The 24,107-nt window shown below is 68.0% G+C and carries 23 protein-coding genes and 1 riboswitch; of the genes, 6 read left to right on the top strand and 17 right to left on the bottom strand.

The window, feature by feature from the left end; all coding sequences use genetic code 11:
- Window positions 1–61: 61 nt before the first annotated feature.
- The 3 genes from EJP67_RS01250 to EJP67_RS01240 all read right to left on the bottom strand — a co-directional run bounded on the left by EJP67_RS01250 (window position 62) and on the right by EJP67_RS01240 (window position 4,565).
- Window positions 62–1,600 carry a PepSY domain-containing protein gene (locus EJP67_RS01250; protein WP_126018579.1) on the bottom strand — a complete coding sequence of 513 codons (1,539 nt, stop codon included), beginning with the start codon at window positions 1,598–1,600 and terminating at the stop codon, window positions 62–64.
- Between the two features lie 22 nt (window positions 1,601–1,622).
- On the bottom strand, window positions 1,623–3,704 hold the full coding sequence (locus EJP67_RS01245; protein ID WP_240650458.1) for a TonB-dependent receptor: 2,082 nt from the start codon (window positions 3,702–3,704) through the stop codon (window positions 1,623–1,625).
- Between the two features lie 243 nt (window positions 3,705–3,947).
- Window positions 3,948–4,246: riboswitch (cobalamin riboswitch) on the bottom strand.
- Window positions 4,247–4,340: 94 nt separating this feature from the next.
- Window positions 4,341–4,565 (bottom strand): hypothetical protein, encoded by a 225-nt coding sequence (locus EJP67_RS01240; protein WP_126018574.1) that lies wholly within the window; start codon window positions 4,563–4,565, stop codon window positions 4,341–4,343.
- Window positions 4,566–4,719: 154 nt separating this feature from the next.
- Between EJP67_RS01240 and EJP67_RS01235 the strand changes: the two genes are divergently transcribed.
- A complete protein-coding gene (locus EJP67_RS01235; RefSeq protein WP_126018572.1) occupies window positions 4,720–5,124 on the top strand; it encodes a hypothetical protein in 405 nt (134 codons plus the stop codon).
- A 22-nt stretch (window positions 5,125–5,146) separates the two neighbouring features.
- Here the strand turns inward: EJP67_RS01235 and EJP67_RS01230 are convergent, their stop codons facing one another.
- From EJP67_RS01230 to phbB, 3 genes are all read right to left on the bottom strand, one after another.
- On the bottom strand, window positions 5,147–6,859 hold the full coding sequence (locus EJP67_RS01230) for a cation:proton antiporter domain-containing protein (RefSeq protein ID WP_126018570.1): 1,713 nt from the start codon (window positions 6,857–6,859) through the stop codon (window positions 5,147–5,149).
- Window positions 6,860–6,922: 63 nt separating this feature from the next.
- Complete coding sequence (locus EJP67_RS01225) at window positions 6,923–8,266, bottom strand: dicarboxylate/amino acid:cation symporter (protein WP_126018567.1); 1,344 nt, start codon at window positions 8,264–8,266, stop codon at window positions 6,923–6,925.
- A gap of 261 nt (window positions 8,267–8,527) precedes the next feature.
- Window positions 8,528–9,265: an acetoacetyl-CoA reductase gene (gene phbB, locus EJP67_RS01215; RefSeq protein WP_093201910.1), complete on the bottom strand. Its 738-nt coding sequence runs from the start codon at window positions 9,263–9,265 to the stop codon at window positions 8,528–8,530.
- Between the two features lie 192 nt (window positions 9,266–9,457).
- Here phbB and EJP67_RS01210 point away from each other — a divergent pair, with 192 nt between their 5' ends.
- Window positions 9,458–10,105: a DJ-1/PfpI family protein gene (locus tag EJP67_RS01210; protein WP_126018565.1), complete on the top strand. Its 648-nt coding sequence runs from the start codon at window positions 9,458–9,460 to the stop codon at window positions 10,103–10,105.
- The gene (locus EJP67_RS01205; RefSeq protein WP_126018563.1) at window positions 10,102–10,626 is read left to right on the top strand and encodes a CinA family protein; all 525 of its coding nucleotides are present in this window, start codon (window positions 10,102–10,104) and stop codon (window positions 10,624–10,626) included. Before EJP67_RS01210 ends, EJP67_RS01205 begins: the two co-directional genes overlap by 4 nt.
- A 6-nt stretch (window positions 10,627–10,632) precedes the next feature.
- On the opposite strand, the gene EJP67_RS01200 is transcribed toward EJP67_RS01205, so the two are convergent.
- Genes EJP67_RS01200 through EJP67_RS01180 form a run of 5 tightly spaced genes read right to left on the bottom strand, consistent with a single transcriptional unit; the run spans window position 10,633 to window position 15,642 of the window.
- Window positions 10,633–11,637, bottom strand: a complete 1,005-nt coding sequence (locus EJP67_RS01200; protein WP_126018561.1) for a tripartite tricarboxylate transporter substrate-binding protein — start codon at window positions 11,635–11,637, stop codon at window positions 10,633–10,635.
- A 37-nt stretch (window positions 11,638–11,674) separates the two neighbouring features.
- Window positions 11,675–12,526: an HpcH/HpaI aldolase/citrate lyase family protein gene (locus EJP67_RS01195; RefSeq protein ID WP_126018559.1), complete on the bottom strand. Its 852-nt coding sequence runs from the start codon at window positions 12,524–12,526 to the stop codon at window positions 11,675–11,677.
- Window positions 12,523–13,704 (bottom strand): CaiB/BaiF CoA transferase family protein, encoded by a 1,182-nt coding sequence (locus tag EJP67_RS01190; RefSeq protein ID WP_126018557.1) that lies wholly within the window; start codon window positions 13,702–13,704, stop codon window positions 12,523–12,525. Before EJP67_RS01190 ends, EJP67_RS01195 begins: the two co-directional genes overlap by 4 nt.
- Before the next feature lie 18 nt (window positions 13,705–13,722).
- Window positions 13,723–14,631 carry an HTD2 family dehydratase gene (locus EJP67_RS01185; RefSeq protein ID WP_126018555.1) on the bottom strand — a complete coding sequence of 303 codons (909 nt, stop codon included), beginning with the start codon at window positions 14,629–14,631 and terminating at the stop codon, window positions 13,723–13,725.
- A 15-nt stretch (window positions 14,632–14,646) separates the two neighbouring features.
- Window positions 14,647–15,642, bottom strand: coding sequence for a tripartite tricarboxylate transporter substrate binding protein (locus EJP67_RS01180; protein ID WP_126018553.1), 996 nt, complete (start codon window positions 15,640–15,642; stop codon window positions 14,647–14,649).
- Between the two features lie 106 nt (window positions 15,643–15,748).
- Between EJP67_RS01180 and EJP67_RS01175 the strand changes: the two genes are divergently transcribed.
- A complete protein-coding gene (locus EJP67_RS01175; RefSeq protein ID WP_126018551.1) occupies window positions 15,749–16,663 on the top strand; it encodes a LysR family transcriptional regulator in 915 nt (304 codons plus the stop codon).
- A gap of 454 nt (window positions 16,664–17,117) precedes the next feature.
- Here EJP67_RS01175 and EJP67_RS01170 read toward each other — a convergent pair whose 3' ends face one another.
- The gene (locus tag EJP67_RS01170) at window positions 17,118–17,708 is read right to left on the bottom strand and encodes an NADPH-dependent FMN reductase (protein WP_126018549.1); all 591 of its coding nucleotides are present in this window, start codon (window positions 17,706–17,708) and stop codon (window positions 17,118–17,120) included.
- A 37-nt stretch (window positions 17,709–17,745) separates the two neighbouring features.
- On the bottom strand, window positions 17,746–18,624 hold the full coding sequence (gene yghU, locus EJP67_RS01165; protein WP_126018547.1) for a glutathione-dependent disulfide-bond oxidoreductase: 879 nt from the start codon (window positions 18,622–18,624) through the stop codon (window positions 17,746–17,748).
- 28 nt (window positions 18,625–18,652) lie between these two features.
- On the opposite strand from yghU, the gene EJP67_RS01160 reads away from it, so the two are divergent.
- Complete coding sequence (locus EJP67_RS01160; protein WP_126018545.1) at window positions 18,653–19,297, top strand: glutathione S-transferase family protein; 645 nt, start codon at window positions 18,653–18,655, stop codon at window positions 19,295–19,297.
- Between the two features lie 51 nt (window positions 19,298–19,348).
- Here EJP67_RS01160 and EJP67_RS01155 read toward each other — a convergent pair whose 3' ends face one another.
- Both EJP67_RS01155 and phaC read right to left on the bottom strand, forming a co-directional pair.
- Complete coding sequence (locus EJP67_RS01155; protein WP_126018543.1) at window positions 19,349–20,527, bottom strand: acetyl-CoA C-acetyltransferase; 1,179 nt, start codon at window positions 20,525–20,527, stop codon at window positions 19,349–19,351.
- 61 nt (window positions 20,528–20,588) lie between these two features.
- Window positions 20,589–22,340 carry a class I poly(R)-hydroxyalkanoic acid synthase gene (phaC, locus tag EJP67_RS01150; RefSeq protein ID WP_126018541.1) on the bottom strand — a complete coding sequence of 584 codons (1,752 nt, stop codon included), beginning with the start codon at window positions 22,338–22,340 and terminating at the stop codon, window positions 20,589–20,591.
- Window positions 22,341–22,393: 53 nt separating this feature from the next.
- On the opposite strand from phaC, the gene EJP67_RS01145 reads away from it, so the two are divergent.
- Window positions 22,394–22,765 (top strand): hypothetical protein, encoded by a 372-nt coding sequence (locus EJP67_RS01145; protein WP_206169434.1) that lies wholly within the window; start codon window positions 22,394–22,396, stop codon window positions 22,763–22,765.
- On the opposite strand, the gene pgeF is transcribed toward EJP67_RS01145, so the two are convergent.
- The gene (gene pgeF / locus EJP67_RS01140; RefSeq protein WP_126018539.1) at window positions 22,697–23,449 is read right to left on the bottom strand and encodes a peptidoglycan editing factor PgeF; all 753 of its coding nucleotides are present in this window, start codon (window positions 23,447–23,449) and stop codon (window positions 22,697–22,699) included. The two genes, EJP67_RS01145 and pgeF, sit on opposite strands and share 69 nt — an antisense overlap.
- 5 nt (window positions 23,450–23,454) lie before the next feature.
- A complete protein-coding gene (gene maiA, locus EJP67_RS01135) occupies window positions 23,455–24,093 on the bottom strand; it encodes a maleylacetoacetate isomerase (RefSeq protein WP_126018537.1) in 639 nt (212 codons plus the stop codon).
- Between the last annotated feature and the right edge of the window lie 14 nt (window positions 24,094–24,107).

Raw genomic sequence — 24,107 nt, 5'->3', positions numbered from 1 at the left:
GAAATGCACCGCGGTGCGAAAGTTGATTGTTGGTGGATGGGCAAGCTCACGCAAGCCCCGTTCATGAACGCCGCAGCGCATGCCGCGCGCCCGGTTCGGCCGCCGGCTTCGGCTTTCGCCGCAGCCGGCGCCAGCCGATCACGGCGCCGCTGGCCGAAGCCACCGCGCCGACGATGGAAAGCAGCCACACCACGAGATCCCAGGCCGGCCGGTACTGGATGAGCCAGGGAAAGTCGAGGCTGTGCGCCGCGTTGAAGAGCCAGCGGCGCAGGCGCGAGTTGCCGTCGTTGCTGCCGGCCACCTGGCCGCTGGCCGGGTCGATGTAGATCCAGCTGCGCGCCGGGTCGTCGAACTGCAGGCGCCACACGGGCACGATGCGTTCGCGGTGGTGGCCGTACCAGTGGAAGTCTTCTCGGGTCTGGAGCACGGCCTCGGTGATGTTCGAGCCGGGCCGCAGGCGGGCGGCGGCGCGCAGGATGTCTTCCCTGGCGATGGCGGCAGGCTGGCCCGAAACCGCATCGATCACTCGCGTGCGCGCCTTCGCGTCGCGCAGCTGCAGCAGCGGCTTGCCGTCGAACCACAGCAGCACGGCCTCGCGCGGGGCGTCGGCGCCCTCGCCCGCCGGCATCGTTGCTGGCGGCCACGGGAACGGCGAGGTACCGGCACCCGTGTAGCGGGCCATCGCCGCGGCATCTGCGCCTCCGCGCTGGAACCAGCCGTTGGGGTTCATCGACAGCCAGCCGCTGACGATCCAGGTCAGCACGAAGAAACCACCTATCAGCCCCGCGATGTGGTGCCAGGCCATCCAGCCCGTGTACGGCGTGACCGCGCCGTTGCGGAAGCGCCGCCGCAGCCGCACCCGCAGGATGCCGATGACGATGCCCGTCACCGCCGAGACAATGCAGGCGGCAGACAGCCACACCACCACGTCGTGCCACAGCGGCGGATCGGCGCGCAGCGGCGTGAAGTAGATCCAGTGCGGCACCGAGCCCAGCCAGTTCCAGAAGCGCTCGGAGCGCGTGGTGTCGCGCAACACCTCGCCGTTGCGCTGCGACACGTAGAGCTCGGTGCCCGCCGCGTCGCCCACTTCGATGCGGTGCAGCGGACGCAGCAGGTTCAGGGCCTGCGGCACGGTCCACTGGTCGCGCTCCAGCGTCTCGGCCCAGCGGGCGCCGGCATGGCCGGAGAAGTCGCGCGCGATGGCCTCGGCCTGCGCGGCATCGACCGGGCCGGGCACGCGGCCGTCGCGCGCCGAAACCGTGTGCCGCCCGCCGCGCGCATCGACGATGCGCCAGACGGGGCCGGCGCCGGTTCCGCCCTGCATCTCCAGCACCATGCGGCGCGGCGGCTGGGCGCGTGCCTCCTTCGGCAGCGCTTCGAGCGCGGCCGAGGGCGACACCGCCGCCTGCCCGAAGCGCAGCGGCGAGAGGCCCGCGAGGCGCTCCTCGTCCGTGAGGTTCGGATACCCCACGTACATCATCACCACGCCCGAGACGAACCACATGACGAACAGCAGGCAGCCGCCGATGCCCAGCCACCGGTGCGTCCAGTAGAGCCAGTGCCGGATGCGCGGCCAGGCGCGGCGCCATGCGGAGGTCATGCGTTCGTCCTGCCCGCGTTCGTCAGAAGTTGACCAGCGCCGACAGCTCGAAGGAGCGCGGGCGCCCCAGCAGCCACTGGTTGCCGCCGTTCGAGAACGACACCGGATAGCGCCGGTCGGCCAGGTTGTAGGCGCGCAGCGCGAGCTTGAGCGACGGGTTCGCCTGCCAGCTCACGCCCGCGTCGGCCACGGTGTAGGAGCCGATCTTTCGCGAATTGGCCGAGTCGACCTGGCGCGGGCCCACGTAGCGCAGGCCGACATCGGCTTCCCACTGCGGCAGGAAGCGCCAGGTGAGCCAGAGGTTGGCGGCCTCCTCGGGCACGCCGGTGGGCATGTTGCCCGCGCGCGAGACCAGCCTGCCGCCGACCACCTCGTTGAAGTCGTCGTAGCGCGCGCGCAGCTTGGCGACATTGGCCTCCAGCCGCAGCGTGGAGGTCAGCGCCAGGTCGAGCGTGGCCTCGATGCCTTCCGAAGACTGCTTGCCGACCTGCTGGGTGGCCGTGGGGTCGATGGCGTCGCGCGAGAGCAGCTTGTTCTTCTCGATGCGGTAGGCCGCCACGGTCCAGGCGCCGCGGTTGTCCGCGAGCTGGCGCTTGTAGCCGACCTCGACCTGCCTGCCGGTGCTGAGGTCGAAGGCTGCCTGCGAGGCCGAGGTGGTCACCAGCGAGCCCAGCGGATCGGCCGCGCGCGCCACCTGCGCGTAGAACGACTGCGAGGCGTCGGGCGCGTAGACCACGCCGAGGCGGCCGGTGGCGTACTCGAAGGTCTTGCCGAAGTTGTTGGCGGCGTTCTGAAGATCGGTGCGCGCGATCTTCGCGTGGTCCCAACGCAGGCTGGCCACCAGCGACCACTGCTGGCTGAAGGCCAGCTTGTCCTCGGCGAAGAAGGCGTAGGTGCTGGTCCTGGTCTTGTAGCGCGGCGTGTAGGCCACGGGCGAGGCGTAGTAGCCGGGGCTGAAGACGAAGGGGTCGACCACCGAACGGCCGCCGTAGGGCGAGTCGTTGATGTGCGTGAAGTCGATGCGGTTCACGTCGAAGCCCACGAGCACCTGGTTGGCCAGGCCGAAGAGGCCATGCCTGAAGGTGGCGTCGGTGCGGTTGCCGATCTGCTCCTGGTCGTGGCCGATCTCCAGGTAGTCGCCGCGCGTCACGCGCCGGGTGGTGGCGCTGTAGGTGTAGGTTTCGCTGTTGCGCCAGTGGCGCTTGCTCTCCAGCCGGTAGAGCTGGTTGCGCACCGTCACGGCGTCGTTGGGCGTCCACTGGGCGTCGAGGCGGGTCCACTTGTCGCGGTACTTGATCTCGGCGTCGTCCACGTTGAAGTTCTGGCGCAGGGTCTGGCTGCCGAGGCGGCCATCGATCAGCGGTACGCCGTAGTAGCGCTGCGGCGACTGGCGGCCCTCGTCGTGCGAGAGCGTGAACTGCAGCTGCGGCGACACGTCCAGCCGCACGGCGGCGCTCACGGCCAGGCTCTCTGCCTCGCCGCGCAGCATGAAGCCGTCGGTGTTGCGCTGGCTGATGTCGAAGCGGTACGAAAGCCGGTCGTTGATCGCCCCGCCGCTGCCGAAGGCCACCTGCCGCGTGGCGTCGGAGCCGAGCGTGACCAGCGCTTCATTGCGGATCGGCCCGCGCGTGGGCTTCTTCGGCACCACGTTGATCGCGCCGCCGATGGCGCCCTCGCCGTACATCACCGAGGCTGCGCCGCGCAGCACCTCGATGCGGTCGGCCGACCAGGTGTCGAAGGGAAAAGTGACGGTGCCGGCGCCCGCGTACAGGCGCGTGCCGTCGAAGAGCTGCATCACCGAGCCATGGCCCAGGAAGCCGCGCGCTCCCAGCGCGGTACCGCCATTGCCGGGGCCGGGCGAACCGGTGATGCCGGTGGCGCGGGTGACGGCGTCGATCACCGAGACGTCGCCACGCGCGCGGATGGTGTCGCCGGTCAGCACCTCGACGCTGGCCGGCGTCTCCAGCGGCGTGAGGCCGAGGCGGCTGCCGGTCTGCGTGGGCTCGTCGATGGCCAGCGGCGTGTGCCGCTCGGCGTCGACCTGGATGGGCTTGAGCGTCTGGCCGTCGGGCGTCTGCGCGAAGACCGCCGCACAGGGGCCCACGGCGAGCCCCCAACCCAGTGAAAGACTCGAAAGACCTGAAAACCGCGCCCAGCGTCGCAGCCGTTGTGGCGACGCTCTTCTGCGATCGCTCCCTCGCGACGCATGACCCATGAAACCTCTCCTCCAGCCTGCGTCCCCGCAGGCTCCTGACCGTTGAAGGACGTGGCGGAAGAGGCGAAAGGGCTGCGGCGGCCCGCGGCGGGCGCGGTAGGCGGCTGGCCCGGACACGCACTCCCGCAGCGTCCGAAGGCGGTTGCGAAGGCCGGTATCCGGGCTTGCGGAGTGCCACTGCGTGCTGTTGGATGCACGCAGTGGCGGAAGCCCTCGCCTTCCCACGCCCAAGCGCAGTGGCTGCCCGTGCCAATCGAGGAGGCACGAGCCGAGGGGTTCCAGATCCGCTGACCGTTGCGGGGGCAGCGCAGGAATCGGCGCGTCCATCGATCTCCAGAGAGAACGACGGCGCGGCTCACCTGCTTCCCGTTTAACCCCGTCGCCGTCGATCAGATGGATGGCGTGCGGGGCACCTTCGAACCGTGTGGTCCGGAACGGCGAGTAACCAATGAAAACTGCCGAACCGGAACGGCGGGATTATAGGTAGCGCCCCTCGGGGGCCGGCCCCGAAGCCGGCCGCCGGGCTCAGGAGGCCGGCTTGCCGTCGGGCCCGAACAGCCGCCGCATCATGGCCACGCCCGCCACCAGCGCGTTCGAATAGGTGGCGTAGGGCTCGTGGGCAGCCTCCAGGGGCACGTAGACATGGGTGGTGTCGCCGGGAGAGCCCTCCACGGCCTCCATCAGCACCCAGTAGAACTCCCCCTCCTCCAGCTCGTGGACGGTGAGTGCGATGTTTCTGGGAGAAGGCATGGAGCGAGGATGACGTTGCTTGCTGACTGCTGAATGAATTGAACAGGCCAGGAAGGCGGGCGGTTGACAGAGCTTTCGGGGTTCTCCTACAGAGGCCCCTGCGGGTGCGACCTAATGTTGTATCCAGGGACTTCCACAAGAATCAGGAGGCAGCATGAAGCACTTCACCCTTGAACCCCGCATGCGCTCAAGCATCGGTGGCGCCTTCTACCCCACCGGCTACTCGATGGTGATGTTCCCGAGCGCGGAAGATGCCGACCGCATCGGCCACCGGCTGATCGAAAAGGGCGTCAGCGGCGACGAGGTCTACCTGCTCCCCGCCGAGACCGTGCTCAGCGAGATCGTGCCCACGGTGAGGATCGCCGACGATCCGCTGCCGTCCGCCGGCACCGACGCGGCCACCGTGCGCGCCTACGCCAAGCTGGCGCGCGAGGGCCACACCGGGCTGCTGGTCAGGACCAAGGACGGCGCGGCGGCCGAGCAGATGATGGAGCTGGTACGCACGGTGCCCTACTCCATCGCCCAGCGCTACCGCACGCTGGTGATAGAAGACCTCTGAACCGGGCCGGCCTGACCGGACTTCAGGCCGGCACCGCCATCGACACCGCGCGCTGGACCACGTCCCGGGCCATGGCCTGGGCGAGTTCGTGCTCGCCGAGGAACACGGTGGCGGAGGTTTCCTGCGTGAGCAGCCGGGCCTCCTGCTCGTTGTGGCTGCGAATCACCGTCTGGATCGCCGGATTGAGCGTGTGCGCGGTTTCCATCATCTGCCGCACGTTCATGGCGTCGGGCGTGGCCACCACCAGCACGCGGGCGCGTGCGATGTGCGCCTGGATCAGCACCGCCGGGTCGGCCGCGTCGCCCCAAACGGCGGGGGTGCCGGCCTCGCGCAGCTTCTCGACCAGTTCGCGGTTCTGCTCGGCCACCACGTAGGGAATGTCGTTGGCGTCGAGCTCGGCCGCGATGCGGCGCCCGACGCGCCCGTAGCCCACCAGCACCACCTGCCGCGAGAGGTACCTGGCCTCGGTGGTCATGGGCAGCTCGGCCAGCGGGTCTTCACGCATCTCCAGCCCGCGCGCGAAGGAGGAATGGGCATGCAGCCATTTCTGCATCGGCGCGATCAGGCTGAACCACAGCGGATTGGTGGCGATGGAAATCAGCGCACCGGCAAGCACCAGGCTCTGCCCCTCCACCGGCAGCAGCCCCAGCGACACGCCCAGCCCGGCCAGGATGAACGAGAACTCGCCGATCTGCGCCAGGCTCGCGCTCACCGTGAGCGCCGTGCCCAGCGGGTAGCGGAACACCAGCACCAGCGCGCAGGCCGCCAGCGACTTGCCCAGCACGATCACCAGCACTACCGCCAGCACCTGCAGCGGCCGGTCGAGCAGCACCGAGGGGTCGAACAGCATGCCGACCGACACGAAGAACAGCACCGCGAAGGCGTCGCGCAGCGGCAGCGACTCCTGCGCCGCCCGGTGCGCGAACTGCGACTCGCGCATCACCATGCCGGCGAAGAAGGCGCCCAGCGCGAAGGACACGCCGAAGAGCGCCGCCGACGCATAGGCGATGCTCACGGCCGCCGCCACCACGCACAGCGTGAACAGCTCGCGCGAGCCGGTGCGCGTGACCTGCCAGAGGATCCACGGGAACACCCGCCGCCCCACCACCAGCATCAGCGCAACGAAGCCGCCGACCTGCAGCAGCGTGAGGCCCAGGGTCTGCCACAGCGGGTCGGCAGTGCCTGCGCCACCCGCCGCGCCCCGGTCGCCGAGCGTGCCCGCCAGCGGCGGAAGCAGCACCAGCACCAGAACCATGGCGAGGTCTTCCACCACCAGCCAGCCGACCGCGATGCGGCCGGTGAATGAATCGAGGATGCCCAGGCTCTCGAGCGCACGAAGCAGCACGACCGTGCTCGCCACCGACAGCGCCAGCCCGAACACCAGCGCCGCGCCAGGGCTCCAGCCCCACCACATGGCCAGCCCGCCGCCAAGGAGCGTGGCCACCACGATCTGCGCGAGCGCGCCTGGCAGTGCGATCTTGCGCACCGCCAGCAGGTCGTCGAGAGAGAAATGAAGGCCCACGCCGAACATCAGCAGCATCACGCCGATCTCGGCGAGCTGGGCCGCGATGCCCGCATCGGCCACGAAGCCCGGGGTGAAGGGCCCGATGATCACGCCCGCCAGCAGGTAGCCCACCAGCGCCGGCAAACGCAGCCTGGCCGCCAGGAAGCCGAGGATGAGCGCCAGCCCCAGGCCGGCGGCGATCGTGTTGATGAGGGAGACGCTGTGGGGCATCGCTGCATTTTGCAGGAACGATGCCCGGCCTTTTGTTTCAGGAGGCCATCCCGGCCGGCGATCTCAGCCGGCCATCTTGCTCGCCCGGGCCGCGTCCAGCACCTCGGGCTCCTGCGCTTCCACCCAGCTCTCGTTGTTGAGTCCGGCCTGCAGCCGGTTCTCGTCGAGCTCGTTGGTCCACTTGGCGACCACGATGGTCGCGACGCCGTTGCCGATCAGGTTGGTCAGCGCGCGGGCTTCCGACATGAAGCGGTCGATGCCCAGAATGAGCGCCAGCCCCGCCACCGGCACATGGCCCACCGCCGACAGTGTTGCCGCCAGCACGATGAAGCCGCTGCCCGTGACGCCCGCCGCCCCCTTCGAGGTCAACAGCAGCACGGCGAGCAGCGTGATCTCCTGCGTGAGCGTCATCGGCGTGTTGGTGGCCTGCGCGATGAACACCGCCGCCATCGTCAGGTAGATGGAAGTGCCGTCGAGGTTGAATGAATAACCGGTCGGGATGACGAGGCCCACGCAGGTCTTGTTGGCGCCCAGGTTCTCCATCTTCTCCATCATGCGCGGCAGCACCGATTCGCTGGACGAGGTGCCCAGCACGATCAGCAGCTCTTCCTTGATGTACTTGATGAACTTCCAGATGCTGAAGCCGTGGAATCGCGCAATGAGCCCCAACACCACGAAGATGAACAGCAGGCAGGTCAGGTAGAAGGTGCCCATCAGCTTGCCCAGCGAGAACAGGCTGCCCAGCCCGTACTTGCCAATGGTGAAGGCCATCGCGCCGAAGGCGCCGATGGGCGCCAGTTTCATGATGTAGTTGACGATGCCGAAGAGCACGTGCGAGCCCTTCTCGATCACGTCGAACACCAGCGTGCCGCGCCCCCCGAAACGGTGCAGCGCGAAGCCGAACAGCACAGCGATGAGCAGCACCTGCAGGATCTCGCCCTTCGCGAAGGCATCCACGATGGTGTTCGGGATGATGTTCATGATGAAGTCGACCGTGCCGGTCATCTTGCCCGGGCCGGTGTAGGCCGCGATGCCCTTGGTGTCGAGCGTGCTCGGGTCGATGTTCATGCCCCCGCCGGGCTTGAGCACGTTCACCAGCACCAGGCCCACGATGAGCGCGATGGTGCTCACCACCTCGAAGTACAGCAGCGCCAGGCCGCCGGTCTTGCCGACCTTCTTCATGTCCTCCATGCCGGCGATGCCCACCACCACCGTGCAGAAGATGATCGGCGCGATGATCATCTTGATCAGCTTGATGAAGCCGTCGCCCAGCGGCTTCATCGCCTCGCCGGCCGCGGGATAGAAGTGGCCGAGCAGCACGCCGATGATCACGGCGGTGATCACCTGCACGTACAGGGAGCGATAGAGCGGGAGCTTTCTGGCGGGAGTGCTTGTTGTGCTTTCCATGTTTGCCTCCGGAGGGTTGAAGACTGTAGGACGCGTATTCGTGGTTTTCTATCCGTGGAATCCGTATCGGTGAAAAAGAAAAGACCCGCCGAAGCGGGTCTTGCGAATCAGCCTCCGGTCAGCATCCAGATGCTGCCTCGGCCGTCGGGGCTTATTCCAGGAATACCGCGGAACCGGCTCCGCCGGGCCGCCGGTATTGCCCCCGGTGAGGGGGTGAGCGGAGCGACACGAAGTGCGCGAAGCCTGGGGGAGAGCCTCATTTCAATGCATGTGCAGACCGCCATTCACGGAGAAGTCGGCGCCGGTGCTGTAGCCGCCTTCGTCGGTGGCCAGCCACGAGATGATGGAGGCGATTTCGCTGGGCTCGCCCAGGCGCTTGACCGGGATCGTGGCCACGATCTTGTCGAGCACTTCCTGGCGGATGGCCTTGACCATGTCGGTGCCGATGTAGCCCGGGCTCACGGTGTTGACCGTCACGCCCTTGTTGGCCAGCTCCTGCGCCAGCGCCATGGTGAAGCCGTGCATGCCGGCCTTGGCCGCCGAGTAGTTGGTCTGGCCCGCCTGGCCCTTGGCGCCGTTGACCGAGCTGATGTTGATGATGCGGCCCCAGCCCTTTTCCACCATGTCGCCCACCACCTGCTTGGTGACGTTGAACATGCTGTTGAGGTTGGTCTCGATCACCGCGCTCCAGTCCTCGGGCGTCATCTTGAGGAACATGCGGTCCCGCGTGATGCCGGCGTTGTTGACCAGCACGTCGATGGGGCCGTGCGCGGCCTTGGCGGCGGAGAAGGCTTCGACGGTGGATTGCCAGTCGCCGACATTGCCGACCGACGCATGGAACTCGAAGCCTGCGGCTTTCTGTTCGGCCAGCCACTTGGCGTAGTCGCGCGTGGGGCCGCAACCTGCGACCACGGTGAACCCGTCCTTGTAGAGACGCTGGCAGATGGCTGTTCCGATGCCACCCATGCCCCCGGTGACATATGCAACTTTCTTGCTCATGAGATTTCCTTTGTGTAATGGCAAAAGCCTGAACGGCCGCCTTCACTCTAGCGAGTTTCAAGCCATGGGCCCTCTCAGGAAAACACTGAGCCAGGCTTGCAACCAGCTGTCACGAAGCGGCCTCCGTGCTCAGCCTCTATCCTCTCATCCGTGCGTGTCAGCACGAGCCAATCACCCAAGGAGTTCCAAAGTATGAATTTCGGGATCATCGTCTTCCCCGAGGTCGAGGAACTCGACTTCGTCGGCCCCTGGGAAATGCTCACCATGTGGAGCAAGCTCGCCGGCGGTCCGGAGCACTGCCTGATCGTGGCCGAGAAGCGCGAGCCGGTGGCCTGCGCCAAGGGCCTTTCGATCAACCCCCACGTTTCCTTCTCCGACTGCCCCCAGCTCGACTGCCTGCTCGTGCCCGGCGGCATGGGCACGCGCCGCGAGGTCGACAACGTCGTCATGACCCGCTTCCTCGCCGATCAGGCACCCGGATGTACCACGCTGATGTCCGTATGCACCGGCGCCTTCGTGCTCCACGCGGCCGGGCTGCTCTCGGGCAAGACCGCCACCACGCACTGGGGGTCGCTCGACCGCCTGCGCGCGCTGGGCGACGTGAAGGTGGTGGAGCAGCGCTTCGTGCAGGACGGCAACGTCTGGACCTCGGCCGGGGTATCGGCCGGTACCGACATGATGCTGGCCTACATCGCCCACACCGCGGGCGAGGAGGCCGCCGCCAAGGTGCAGCTGCAGGCCGAGTACTACCCCGCGGACACCGTCTACGGAAGCACCGCAAGCCACGAGCGTGCGCCGGCCTACGTGAAGCGGCCCGGTCCGCGCTTCCAGGCCAAATGACCGCGCCCTCCCTGCCCGAATCCCTGCCCGATTCCTTGCCCGTGCTTGCGGCACGCGTCGGCGAAGCGCTGCGCGCGCGGGGCCAGACCGTGGCGGTGGTCGAGTCCTCGGCCGGCGGACTGGCCTCGGCCGCCCTGCTCGCCATCGCGGGCGCCTCGGCCTACTTCAAGGGCGGCGCGGTCGTCTATTCGAGGCGCGCCGGCCGCGCGCTGCTGAACCTGACCGTCGAAGACATGGCCGGCATGCGCGGCGAAACCGAGCCCTACGCCCGACTCGTCGCGGGCCGGGTGCGCGACACCCACCACTCGACCTGGGGCATCGCCGAGAGCGGCGCGGCCGGCCCCTCGCCCAGCCCCTACGGCGACGTGCCGGGACGCGTGTGCCTGGCACTCGCCGGCCCGGTCACCGTGAGCCGCACCATCGAAACCGGCAATGCCGACCGGCCGGCGAACATGGACCTGTTCGCCCGGCACCTGCTCGCCCTGTTCGACGAGACGCTGCGGGCACAGGCCACCGACTGAAAAAGATCAGTCCGCCTGCACGCCCGCAGCTCGGATCACCTTGCCCCACTTGCCCACCTCCGCCGCGAGGTGCGTGCGCAGGCTCTCTGGCGTCTGCTTCTCCACCGGCACGATCTCGGAGCTGAGTTCGGCCAGGCGGTGCTTCACCATGTCGTCCTGCAGCGCCGCGCGCAGCGCGACGTTGAGCTTCTCGATCACCGCGGCCGGCGTGCCCTTGGGCGCATAGATGCCGTGCCACACCCGCACGTCGAAGCCCTTGAGCCCCTGCTCGTCCAGCGTCGGGATGTTCGGCATGCTCGACAGCCGCTGCGGCGTGGTCACGCCGAACACCTTCACGCGGTTGCCGTCCTTGATGACCGGCGCGGTCTGCGTGGTCTGGTCGCACAGCAGGTCGACCTGCCCGCCCATCAGGTCGTTGAGCGCCGGGCCCGCACCCTTGTAGGGCACGGTCGTGAGCTGCACACCGATCTGGTTCATGAACAGCAGCCCGCACAGCTGCGACACCGCGCCCACGCCCGCGTTGGCCAGGGTCACCTTGTCCTTGTTGGCCTTCACGTAGGCCAGCAGCTCCTGGTAGTTGCTGGCGGGAAAGTCCTTGCGCGACAGCAGCGTCATCGGCACGTCCAGCACCTGGCCTACGTACTCGAAGTCCTTCAGCGGGTCGTAGTTGAGCTTCTTGTAGAGCGCGGGCGCGGTGGCCATGCCCATGTGGTGGATGAGGATGGTGTAGCCGTTGGGCGCCGCCTTGGCCACCCGCGTGGGCGCGATGGTGCCACCCGCGCCCACGGTGTTCTCGACGATCACCGGCTGGCCCAGCGACTTGCCCATGGGAATGGCCAGCATGCGCGCCACCACGTCTGTGGGGCCGCCGGCCGAGTACGGCACGACCATCGTCACCGGCTTGTCGGGCCATGCGGCCTGCGCCGATGCCGGCGCCTGGAAGGCGAGCAGGCAGGCGCCTGCGGAAGCGGCGATCAGGGTCCTGAATTTCCAGTTCTTGGTTGCTTTCACTTTCTTTGTCTCCTTGGGTTGTTCTCTGGTCCGTTCGTCAGATGTGTTCGAGTGCGAGCAGGCGCTCGGCCAGCCGCACCACCGGCGCATCGACCATGCGCCCGTCTAGGCTCACGACGCCGCCGCCGGCCGCTCGGATGGCCTCGACCACGCGACGGGCCCACGCCAGTTCCTGCGCCGTGGGGCCGAGCCCCGCATGTACAGGCGCGACCTGGTCGGGGTGGATGCACAGCCTGGCGCCGAAGCCGCCGCGACGGGCGCGCGCGGTGTCCGCTGCCAGCCGGGCGGTATCGCGCCAGTCGGGCGTCACGCCGTCGATGGGTGCTGGCAGTCCGGCGCGGCGCGAGGCCAGCAGCAGCGCGAGGCGCACCGGCACCAGCTCGGCCTCGTCGGCGTCGCAGGCCAGGCCCAGGTCGGCCTGGAAATCCAGGTTGCCGAAGGCCAGGCGCAGCACCTGCGGGCCGGCGGCGAGTTCGTCGACGGCGGCGAGGCCGGCGGCTGTTTCGATCAGCGGCACCAGCGCGGCCGACGGGCCAGCCGCCTCGGCCAGCCGCGAGAGATCGGCTGCGCGTTCCGCCTTGGGCAGCACGATGCCGGCGATCAGTCCCTGCGCGGCGAGCGCTCCGATCTGCGCGCAATCGTCGTCATGCCAAGGCGTACCGGCCGCGTTGATGCGCACCAGCAGCCGTCGCCGGTCTTCGGTGGGCAGCGCGGCGAACGAGGCCGCGAGCTGCTCGCGGGCCTGCACCTTGCGCTCGGGCGCCACGGCGTCTTCCAGGTCGACGATCACGCCGCCCGCCCCCGTGGCCAGCGCGCGCGCATGGCGCTCGGGCCGGTCAGCGGGTACGAAGAGAAAGGCGCGCGCCAGCGCAAGCAGCGGCGCGCTCACACCGCCCTCGCCTCGCGCAGCGCCGCGATGTCCGCCTCGCTGCGCCCGAGGCTGCGCAGGATGGCGTCGGTGTGCTCGCCGACCGCAGGGATCGGGTCCATGCGGTAGTCGAACGCGCTCTGGCGCCCCGCCGGCAGCAGGGCCGGAATGTCTCCGGCGGGCGAGCCCACCTGCCGCCAGCGCTCGCGCGCCTGCAGCTGCGGATGGGCCCAGAGACCGGCCATGTCGTTCATGCGGGCGTTGGCGATCTGCGCGGTGTCCAGCCGCTCCAGCACTTGGGCCGTGCTCAGCGCGCCGAAGGTCTCCAAGATGATCGAGCGCAGCGCCTCGCGGTTCTCGTTGCGGCGCGCGTTGCTGTCGAAACGGGGGTCGGCGGCCAGCCCGGCCTGCAGCAGCACCTTCTCGCAGAAGACTCGCCACTCGCGCTCGTTTTGCAGGCCCAGCATCACGGTGCCGCCGTCGCCCGCGGGGAACGGGCCGTAGGGGTAGATGGTCGCGTGCGAGGCGGCGCTGCGCGGCGGCGGCGGTGCGCCGTCATAGGCGTAGTACATCGGGTAGCCCATCCACTCGGCCAGCGCCTCGAGCATCGACACGTCGATGTGCGAGCCCCTGCCCGTCTTTCCGCGCTGGAGCAGCGCCGCAAGGATGCCGGTGTACGCATACATGCCGGCCGCGATGTCGGCGATGGAGTTGCCCGACTTGCAGGGCTCCTCGGGCGTGCCCGTCACCGAGAGAAAGCCGGCCTCGCTCTGGATCAGCAGGTCGTAGGCCTTCTTGTCGCGGTACGGGCCGTCCTCGCCGTAGCCCGATATGTCGCAGACGATGAGCCTCGGGTGCTTTTCGTGCAGGGCCTGCGCTCCCAGCCCCATGCGCGCGGCGGCGCCGGGCGCGAGGTTCTGCACCAGCACGTCGGCATCGGCCAGCAGCTCCTGCAGCACCGCCAGCGCGGCGGGCTGCTTGAGGTCGAGCGTGAGGCTTTCCTTCGAGCGGTTCACCCACACGAAGTGCGAGGCCTCGCCGGCCACGCGGGCGTCGTAGGCGCGCGCGAAGTCGCCCGCCCCGGGGCGCTCCACCTTGATGACACGCGCGCCGAGGTCGGCGAGCTGGCGGGTGCAGAACGGCGCGGCGATGGCGTGCTCGAGCGAAATGACGGTGATGCCGTCCAGGGGTCTTGTCATGTGCTTTCCTCCTCCAGCTCAGGCCAGCACGGCCGTGGCCTGCATCGTGAGCCAGCCGTCGGCGTCCTCGCCCCACAGGTCGAAGGTCTTGCTGAATGTCTTTCCGTCGGCGCCCGGCTTGCCGTGCACGCGGAACGGCGCGATGTCGAAGGTCGGGCGCACCGCGCGGAACTCGAAGCGCGCCAGCTGCGCGCCCGGCACGTTGCGGCGCAGCAGGTCGACCAGCAGCGTCGCGATCAGCGGTCCATGCACGATCAGGCCCGGGTAGCCCTCGACCTGCGTGACGTAGCGGCGGTCGTAGTGGATGCGGTGGCCGTTGAAGGTGAGCGCCGAATAGCGGAAGAGCAGCACGTCGTCGGGCACGATGTCGCGGCTGAAGGCGGCGTCCTTCGGTGCGGGCGTGGGCGGCGGGCCGGCCTCGCCAGGTTGTGCAGCGGCGCGGTAGACGATGTCGTGCTCCTCGGTAAGCGCGAGGCCGCGTTCGTTGCGAACCTCATGGCGCACCAGTACGAACAACAGTTCGCCGGTGCGGCCCGCCTTGTGCGTGACAGAGACGATGCGCGAGGTGCGCTCCGCCCTGTCGCCCACCTGCAGCGGATTACCCGGCTCCCACGCGAGCCGACCGCCCGCCCACATGCGGCGCGGCAGCGGCACGGGCGGCAGGAAGCCGCCGCGCTTCGCGTGGCCGTCCTCGCCGATCTCGGACTGGCGGTGATGCGGCAGGAAGTAGAGCCAGTGCCACAGCTCGGGCAGGCGCGTGCCGGCTTGCGGCAGCGGGTCGTCGCGGTCGAGCGTGGCCGAAAGAGCGCGCACTGGCGCGGCAGTGATGTCGTCGGACAGCGTTTCGCTGCGGCCCTGCCAGGCCTGCAGCTTCACCAGCGCCTCGCTGTCGATCGCGGGAGATGAAGTCTGTGTGTCGTTGCTCATAGATCTATTCGTCATTCAGTCGACAGCCGCGCCGGATGCCTTGACGATCCGCGCCCACTTGCCGAGGTCGTCGTGCAGCAGCGCCGAGAACTGTTCGGGGGTGGTTGGCGCGGCGATCTCCACGCCCTGCTGGTCGAGCTTGTCGCGCAGGTCCTTCGAGGCCAGCGCCTTGCGCGTGGCGCCCTGCAGCGTGGCGAGCACGTCGGCCGGCACGCCCGCGGGGGCGAACAGGCCGATCCACAGCGTGCCGTTGTAGCCGGGCACGGCTTCGGCGATGGTGGGCACGTCGGGCAGCACGGGCGAGCGCTTTTCGCCGCTCACGGCCAGCGCGCGCAGCTTGCCGGCCTTGATATGCGGCAGCGCCGAAGGCAGGCTCGCGAACACGATGGGCAGCTGCCCGCCCAGCACGTCGTTGAGCGCCGGCGCCACGCCCTTGTACGGCACATGCTGCATCGAGATGCCTGCCATGCTGTTGAGCATTTCGCCCAGCAGGTGGTTGAGCGTGCCGTTGCCGGCCGAGGCGTACTGGTAGTTCGCGCCCTTCGCCCGCGCGAGCTTCAGGAACTCGGCGAGGTTCTTCGCCGGAAACGAGGGGTTGACCAGCAGCACGTTGGGCACCGCGCCGACGAGGCCCACGGGCTTGAAGTCCTTCTCTGGGTCGAAGCCCGGGTTCTTGTACAGCGCCGGGTTGATGGCCTGGCTGCTGCTGATGGTCATGAGCAGCGTGTAGCCGTCCTTCGGACCCTTGGCCACCAGCTGCGTGCCGATGTTGCCGCCCGCACCGGGGCGGTTGTCGACCACCACGCTGGCGTTGTTCATCACCTCGCCGAGCTTCTGGCCCACGAGGCGGCCGACGATGTCGTTGGTGCCGCCGGCGGCCTGCGGCACGACCAGCGTGACGGGGCGCGAGGGATAGCTTTGCGCGAGCGCGGGGCCCGCCGGAAGCACGAACGCGGCTGCCAGCGACAGCAGCGCCCATGCGCGGAATTTCGTGTGTCTTGTCGTCTCCATGGCCCGCATCGTCGGCCGCCCCACCCTCGCGCGCAATCTGCGATTTCGGAACCCAGCCTTCTGCAATGCCGAAGGCTGGTGGCATGCCGGCGCCTACCATCACTGCATGCTTTTCGACCTCACCGACCTCCGGCTCTTCGTCGCCACGGCCGAGCTCGGCAACCTGACGCGAGCGGCCGAGCGCCAGCACCTGTCGCTGGCGGCGGCCAGCGCGCGCATCAAGGCGCTGGAAACCCAGGCCGGCCTGCAACTGCTCCAGCGCGAGGCCCGCGGCGTGCGGCTGCTGCCGCCGGGGGAAGCCTTTCTGCACCACGCCCGACTCGTGCTGCACCAGACGGAGCAGCTTCGCGCCGACCTGCTCGAATACGGCGGCGGCCTGCGCGGCCACCTGCGCGTGTTCGCCAATACCACGGCGGTGACGGACTTCCTGCCCGAGATCCTGCCGGGCTTTCTGGCACGCAACCCGCGCATCAACGTCGACCTTCAGGAAAAACCGAATGCTCAGATCCCTCGCGGCGTGCTCGACGGCCGCGCCGACATCGGCATCGTCGCGGGCCGCGTCGACACGCTGGGGCTGGAAGCCATCCACTTCAGCACCGACCGGCTGGTGCTCGCCACCTCGCGCAAGCACCGCTTCGCCAGGCGCAAGAAGATCTCCTTCGCCGAGACGCTCGACGAAGACGCCATCGGCATGCAGCAAGGCAGCACGCTGCAGACCTTCCTCTCGCAGATCACCGACAACCTGGGCAAGCGGCAGAAGCTGCGCATCCAGCTCGGCAGCTTCGACGCCATGTGCCGGATGATCGGCAACGGCGTGGGCATCGGCGTCGTGCCCGAGTCGGCCGCCCGGCGCAACCAGGAAAGCATGCAGCTCGCGCTGATCGACCTCGACGACGCCTGGTGCGTGCGGGAGCGCTACCTGCTGGTACGCGACCGCGCGGCGCTGCCGATCTACGCGCAGGCGCTGGTCGACACGCTATGCCGGCATTACGCGGAACAGCAGGCAGCGCCTGAAAGCTGACGACGGCATCGAAAAAACAGCAACTTGCGCGCGATTGCTGAACAACTCGCTCCCGTCCCCATTTTCTGTGGGCAACTTTGGGGGTAACTCATGAGGAGCCTTGTAAAACGAATGCAAGTCGTTGTTTTACAAGGGTATTCCTTAGTTTGCTCAAATTTTGGGCGGTGAACAACCTTGGTCGCCAAAACCGCGTCGCCAAGCCCTCGAAGCGCCTCCGACTCCTGTTTTTCACGGTTTTCCGTGAACGAAAAACGCTATCGGATCAGCCACTTGCAGCTGGAATGTGGAAAAGCCAGCTTCTTCCCCACTTTCAGTGCACAACTTTGGGGATAACTGATGAGGAGCTTTGTAAAAGCAACGTAAGTTGTTGTTTTACAAGGGGATTAGTTAATCTGCCCAAAATTTGGGCGGTGAACAAGATGCCCTTCGGGACTCGCCGCGAGCCTGTCGGCGATCAGTAAGGCGGCGCCTTGCGCGCCCGCTGCGCGCGTGCCGCCTCGGTCCACCACGCGAGGTCGTCCGCAAACCGGCCGAACGAGCGCTGCAGCGATTCGCCGGCAGGCCCCGTCGGCTTGCCGGCTGCGTCCAGCGTCTGCGAGATCGGCCCTACGGCGAGCGTGCTCGACACCACGACCATGCCCATCTCCGAGAGGATCGAATGCCACACCGTGCCCGAGCGCACGCCGGAGAAGCGCCCCGCCGAATAGCTCGCGATGGCCGCGGGGCGCCAGAACCACTCTTCGAGGAAATGGTCCGTGAGGTTCTTCAGGCCGGGCTGCGGACCCCAGTTGTATTCGCCGGTGACGAAGACGAAGGCATCGGCCGAGCGGATCTTCTCGGCCAGCGCCTCCATCGCGGCGGGAGCGCTGCCCTTTGGGTACTCCTTGTACATGCGGTCGAGCATGGGCAGGTCGACCGCCTTCGCGTCGATCAGCTCCGCGTCGTCGCCGCGCTCGCGCAGGCCGGCGACGATGTAGTCCGCGAGGCGCACGCCCATGCGGTCGGAGCGGTAGGAGCCGTAGAACACCAGGATCTTGTCGCTCATCGTCTGTGCTCCTTTGCGTCGGTGTGCTGTGGCTCGCTCAGGTCGGCGCCTGCAGCTTGTCCTGCGTGCGGGTGTCGAAGTCGGTGGCGTCGTGCCGCTCGTGCAGTTGGCTCGTCGGCTGGCCCCAGGTGCGGTTGACCATGCGGCCGCGCTGCACCGCCGGTCGCTGGGCGATCTCGTCGGTCCAGCGCAGCACATTTTTGTATCCGCTCACCTGCAGGAACTCGCCCGCCTCGTAGAGCTGCCCCTTGGCCAGCGTGCCGTACCAGGGCCAGACGGCCATGTCTGCGATGGTGTATTCGTCGCCCGCGAGATAGCGGCTTTCGGCCAGGCGGCGGTCGAGCACGTCGAGCTGGCGCTTGGTCTCCATCGCGAAGCGGTCGATGGCGTATTCGATCTTCGTGGGCGCGTAAGCATAGAAATGGCCGAAACCGCCGCCCAGGTACGGCGCGCTGCCCATCTGCCAGAACAGCCACGACAGGCACTCGGCCCGCGCCGCCCGCTCGGTCGGCAGGAAGGCGTTGCCGAACTTCTCGGCCAGGTACTGCAGGATCGCGCCCGACTCGAACACGCGGATCGGCTTGTCGCCGCTGCGGTCCATGAGCGCGGGAATCTTCGAATTCGGGTTCACCGCCACGAAGCCGCTGCCGAACTGGTCGCCGTCGTTGATGCGGATCAGCCAGGCGTCGTACTCGGCGCCCGCATGGCCCAGCGCCAGCAGTTCCTCGAGCATCACCGTCACTTTCACGCCGTTGGGCGTGGCGAGCGAATAGAGTTGCAGCGGATGCTTGCCTACGGGCAGCTCCTTCTCGTGCGTCGCGCCCGCGATAGGGCGATTGATGTTCGCGAAGCGGCCGCCGCTTTCCTTGTTCCATGACCAGACGGTGGGCGGCGTGTAGGCTGTCGTGCCATTCATGCGATGAGTTCCTGGAGTTGAACCGACGATGATCATTCTCTACGACTGCGCCACCGCCCCCAGCCCGCGGCGCGCGCGCATCCTGCTTGCCGAGAAGGGCATTGCGCACGAGACCGTGCTGGTCGATCTGGTCCGTGGTGAGCAGATGAGCGAGGCCTATCGGGCCATCAATCCGCAGTGCACCGTGCCGGCGCTGCGCACCGACGAGGAAGACGGCCTGCTGCTGACCGACAACGCCGCCATTGCGGCCTGGTTGGAAGCCCGATACCCGCAGCCGCCGCTGATGGGCATCACCCCACGGGAAAAAGCTGAGATCGCCAGCTGGAACTGGCGCATCGAGTTCGAAGGCCTGCTCGCCATCGCCGAGACGCTGCGCAACAGCTCACCCGCGATGGCCGACCGCGCACTGCCCGGCCCGGTCAACTACGCGCAGATTCCCGAACTCGCCCAACGCGGGCTCGCGCGGATTCAACACTTCTTCGAGACGCTGAACGAACGGCTGGCCGGCCGCGATTTCATCGCCACCGACCGCTTCAGCATTGCCGACATCACCGCCGTGGTGGCGGTGGACTTCGCCCGCGTGGTGCGCGTCAAGCCCGGGGAGCAGCACCCCGAGCTGCTGCGCTGGCGTGCGGCTATGGCGCAGCGGCCGTCGATGGCGATGGCGCGCTGAGCCCATGACAACGGCGCACCAGGCGCCGCTGTCAGGACCAAAGGCTGTCGATCAGCGCTCGATCGTCAGCGCCACGCCCATGCCCCCTCCGATGCACAGCGAGGCGATGCCCTTCTTGGCGTTGCGGCGCTGCATTTCGTGCAGCAGCGTCACCAGGATGCGGCAGCCCGATGCGCCGATGGGGTGGCCGATGGCGATGGCGCCGCCGTTGACGTTCACCTTGTTGATGTCCCAGCCCATTTCCTTGTTCACGGCACAGGCCTGGGCAGCGAAGGCTTCGTTGATCTCGAGCAGGTCGAGGTCGGCGGCCTTCCAGCCGGCGCGCTGCAGCGCCTTGGTCGAGGCGGGCACGGGGCCCATGCCCATGATGGCCGGGTCGAGGCCGGCGGTGGCGTAGCTGGCGATGCGGCCCAGCGGCTTCAGGCCGAGGGCAGCGGCCTTCTTCGCCGTCATGACCATCACGGCCGCGGCGCCGTCGTTCAGGCCCGAGGCGTTGCCCGCCGTCACGCCGCCGGCCTTGTCGAAGGCAGGGCGCAGGCCGGCCAGGCCTTCGGCGCTGGTCTTGCGGTTGATGAACTCGTCGGTGTCGAAGACGACCGGGTCGCCCTTCTTCTGCGGAATGCTCACGCCGACGATCTCGTCCTTGAACTTGCCGGCGTCCTGCGCGGCGGCGGCCTTGGTCTGGCTGCCCAGCGCCAGCTCATCTTGAGCGGAGCGGTCGATGCCGTACTTCTTGGCCACGTTCTCGGCGGTGATGCCCATGTGGTACTGGTTGTAGACGTCCCACAGGCCGTCGACGATCATGGTGTCGACCATCTTCCAGTCGCCCATGCGCTGGCCGTTGCGCGAGTTGGGCAGCACGTGCGGCGCGGCGCTCATGTTCTCCTGGCCGCCGGCAATGACGATCTCGCTGTCGCCTGTGGCCACGGCCTGGGCCGCCAGCATCACGGCCTTCAGGCCCGAGCCGCACACGGCGTTGATGGTGAGCGCCGGCGTTTCCTTGGCGCCGCCGCTCTTCAGCCACGCCTGGCGCGCGGGGTTCTGGCCCGCGCCGGCCGCCAGCACCTGGCCCATGATGGCCTCGCCGATCTGGTCGGCCGTGAGGTTGGCGCGCGCAATCACTTCCTTGATGACGGCTGCGCCGAGCTCGGTGGCCGGAATGCCGGCGAGCGAGCCGCCGAACTTGCCGACTGCCGTGCGGGCTGCCGAAACGATGACGATGTCTTCCATGAGGTTCTCCGTTGAAGTGATTTGAAACTCTGCTGCTACGGCCTTGCCGTGCCGAACTCCGTCAGGCCTTGGCCTTGACGTAGCGTCCGGGTGCCGGCTCGATGGCCTTGTAGGCCCTGCCGTTGCCGTACGCCTTGGGCGCGGGAAACTGTTTGCCCGCGTGCCCCTTGAGCCATTGTGCCCAGTCGGTCCACCAGCTGCCCGGGTGCTCCTGCGCGCCGGCCAGCCATTCGGCCTGGGTCTTGGGAAACTTGCCGTCCTCGCGGATCCAGTGGCTGCGCTTTTTCTTGGCCGGCGGGTTGATCACCCCGGCGATGTGGCCCGAGGCGCCCATCACGAAGCGCTTCTTGCCGGGCAGCAGCTGCGTGGATGCATAGGCGCCGCCGATCGGCACGATGTGGTCCTCGCGCGAGCCGTAGATGTAGGCCGGGATGTCGATGCGGCCCAGGTCGATCTTCTCGCCGCACACCGTGAGCGCGTTGGGCTTGGCCAGCTTGTTCTCGTGGTACGTGTTGCGCAGGTACCAGGCGTAGAACGGGCCCGGCAGGTTGGTGGCGTCGCTGTTCCAGTACAGCAGGTCGAAAGGCGGCGGGGTCTCGCCCTTGAGGTAGTTGCCGACCACGTAGTTCCACACCAGGTCGTTGGGCCGCAGGAAGCTGAAGGTCGAGGCCAGGTCGCCGCCGGGCAGCAGGCCGCCGTTGCCCAGCTGCATCTCTCGGTACTGCACCATCTGCTCGTCCACGAAGATGTCGAGGATGCCGGTGTCGCTGAAGTCGAGGAAGGTGGTGAGCAGCGTGACCGAGGCGGCCGGCTTCTCGCCGCGCGCCGCGAGCACGGCCAGCGCGGTGCTCAGGATGGTGCCGCCCACGCAGAACCCCAGCGCATTGATCTGCTTGCTCCCACTGATCTCCTGCACCGTGTGGATCGCCTTGATGGCGGCGTTCTCGATGTAGTCGTCCCAGGTGGCCTTGCCCATCGACTCGTCGGGGTTGCGCCAGCTCACCACGAACACGCGGTGGCCCTGCTCGTTCGCATAGCGAATCAGCGAGTTCTCGGGCTGCAGGTCGAGGATGTAGAACTTGTTGATGCAAGGCGGCACCAGCAGGAAGGGCCGCTCGTACACCTTGGGCGTGAGGGGCTTGTATTCGAGCAGCTGGAAGAACTCGTTCTCGAACACCACGGCGCCTTCGGTGGTGGCCACGTTGCGCCCCACTTCGAAGGCGCTCTCGTCGGTCATGCTGAGGTGGCCCTGCCTGACGTCATGCAGCAGGTTCTGGATGCCCTTGGCGATGCTCTCGCCCTGCGTGTCGATCGCCTTCTTCTGCGCCTCGGCATTGAAGGCCAGCGAGTTGCTGGGCGCCGAGGCGGCCATCCATTGCTCGACCGCGAAGCGCAGCCGCGCCTTGGTCTTCTGGTCGGCATCGATGGCCTCGGCCATGCTCAGCATGGTGCGGCCGTTGAGCAGGTACACGGCCGCCGAGAAGGCCGACAGCGGATTGTGGCCCCAGGCGTCGCCCGCGAAGCGCTTGTCGCCCTCGGGCTTGGCACCGAAGCCCTGGCGCCAGAGTTCGGTGGCCTCGGCGAGGTATTGCTGCTGGATGGACTGGAGTTTTTCGGGATCGATGGAGAAACGAGGCAGCTCGGGCATCTTCATGCCCTGCGGCAGCTCCCATAGCGGCGTGCCGCCGACGTTGAAGGCCGAAGCCCCTTGCGCGGCGGACTGCTGGAACGATTCCAGCGCCTTGCTCCATCCCTCTGAAAGAGCCTGCTGAAAGGGCGCGAACGCATCGGCACCCGTTGCTTGTTGCTTCATCATCTCTCCTGGTCCTCGCCTGAAACGGTACGGATGGCTTGCGTCTTTTGAGTATGCTGCATTCAAAGAGCGCTCACAACGCTACCTCCACCACTTACCAACTGAAACTTTCCGTGTTTGTCCATCTGATCGTCATCGGTTGGTTGTATGTCGCCTTGATGATGGCCGTGGCCGAAGCCACCAACACTACCGGCACCGTGCTGGGCGCCATCTTCACATTTCTTTTGTACGGTTTGGCGCCGGTCGCACTGGTGGTTTACCTGATGGGCACTCCAGCGAGGCGACGCGCGATCAGGCAGCGCGAACTCGAGGCGCAGGAAGCCGCCCGGCGAGCGGCTGCCGAGGCTGCTGCAGGCTCAGGCCTTCCAGACCAGGGCGGCGAAACGGCCGCTGATGCCGTCGCGCCGGTGCGAAAAGAACCTTGAAGCGTTGCCGACGGTGCACCAGGGGTCGCTGCCGTCGTTGCCATGGATCGACTCGATGCCCGCCGCGCGCAACCGCTGGCGCGCCAGCCCGGGCAGGTCGGCAAGCCATTTGCCTGCAGCAGGCGCAGGCCGGAAGCAGGACGCCGCCTCTGGCGCATGCGCCTCGAACGCGGCCTTGACCTCCGGTCCCACCTCGAAGGCCTTGGGGCCGATGCACGGCCCCAGCCAGGCGATGACCTTCGAAGCGCCATCGAAAGACTTCGCCGTCTGCTCCAGCACGCCGCCTGCCAGACCGCGCCAGCCGGCATGTGCGGCGGCCACGCGGTGACCGGCTTCGTCGGTGAAGAGCACCGGCAGGCAATCGGCCACCATGATCGTGCAGGCCAGGCCGGCCTCGGTGGCGGTACAGCCGTCAGCGGCCGTGCCATCGTTCACCGCACCAGCGGCGGCATCGAGCTCGACGACGCCCGTGCCGTGCACCTGCTGGAGAAAGACCGGACGAGCCCCGACGGCAGCGCGCAAACGGTTGCGGTTCTGTGCCACGTGCACCGGCTCGTCGCCCACGTGGTCGCCGAGGTTCAGGCTCTCGTAGCGCCCGAGCGAGACCCCGCCCTCGCGCGTGGTGCACACGGCCCGCACGTTCGGCGGCGCGGGCCAGTCGGGCACGAGCCAGCTCGCATCCATCGGCTTCAGGCTTCCGCGTCGGGGGCCTGCGAAGGCTGGGCACGCTGGAAGGCGTCGAGCTCCATGCAGGCGTCGAAGGCGGCCATGGTGCGCGGCAGGCCGCTGAAGTCGCAGTCGAAGCGGCGGCCGTTGAAGATCTGGGGCACCAGGCAGCAGTCGGCCAGGGTAGGCGTGTCGCCCCAGCAGTAGGTGCCGGCGGGGTACTGCGCGAGCTGGCGCTCGAAGGCCATCAGGCCGTCGCGCACCCAGTGGCGGTACCAGGCGTTCTTGGCGTCCTCGTCGAGCTTGAGGTCCTTCACGAGGTACTTGAGCACGCGCAGGTTGTTCAGCGGATGGATCTCGCAGGCGATGGACTGGGCCAGCGCGCGCACATGGGCACGGCCCGCCGGGTCGCGCGGCAGCAGCGCGGGCTCGGGGTGGGTTTCGTCGAGGTACTCGATGATGGCCATCGATTGCGAGAAGCGCTCGCCCTCGTCTTCGAGCAGCGGCACCAGTCGGTCGGCGGAGATGGATGCGAAGGGGCCGGTGCGGTGGTCGCCGCGCGCGATGTGCACGGGAACGTAGTCGAAGTCGAGGCCCTTCAGGTTGAGGGCGATGCGCACGCGAAACGAGGCGGAGGAGCGGAAGTAGTTATGCAGCTTCATGGTTTCACAAGGAT

It is taken from the genome of Variovorax guangxiensis, from assembly GCF_003952165.1.
GTDB classification, from domain to species: domain Bacteria; phylum Pseudomonadota; class Gammaproteobacteria; order Burkholderiales; family Burkholderiaceae_C; genus Variovorax; species Variovorax guangxiensis.
The sequence above is the reverse complement of the archived record's forward strand: the minus strand, read 5'-3'. Positions and strand labels throughout refer to the sequence as shown.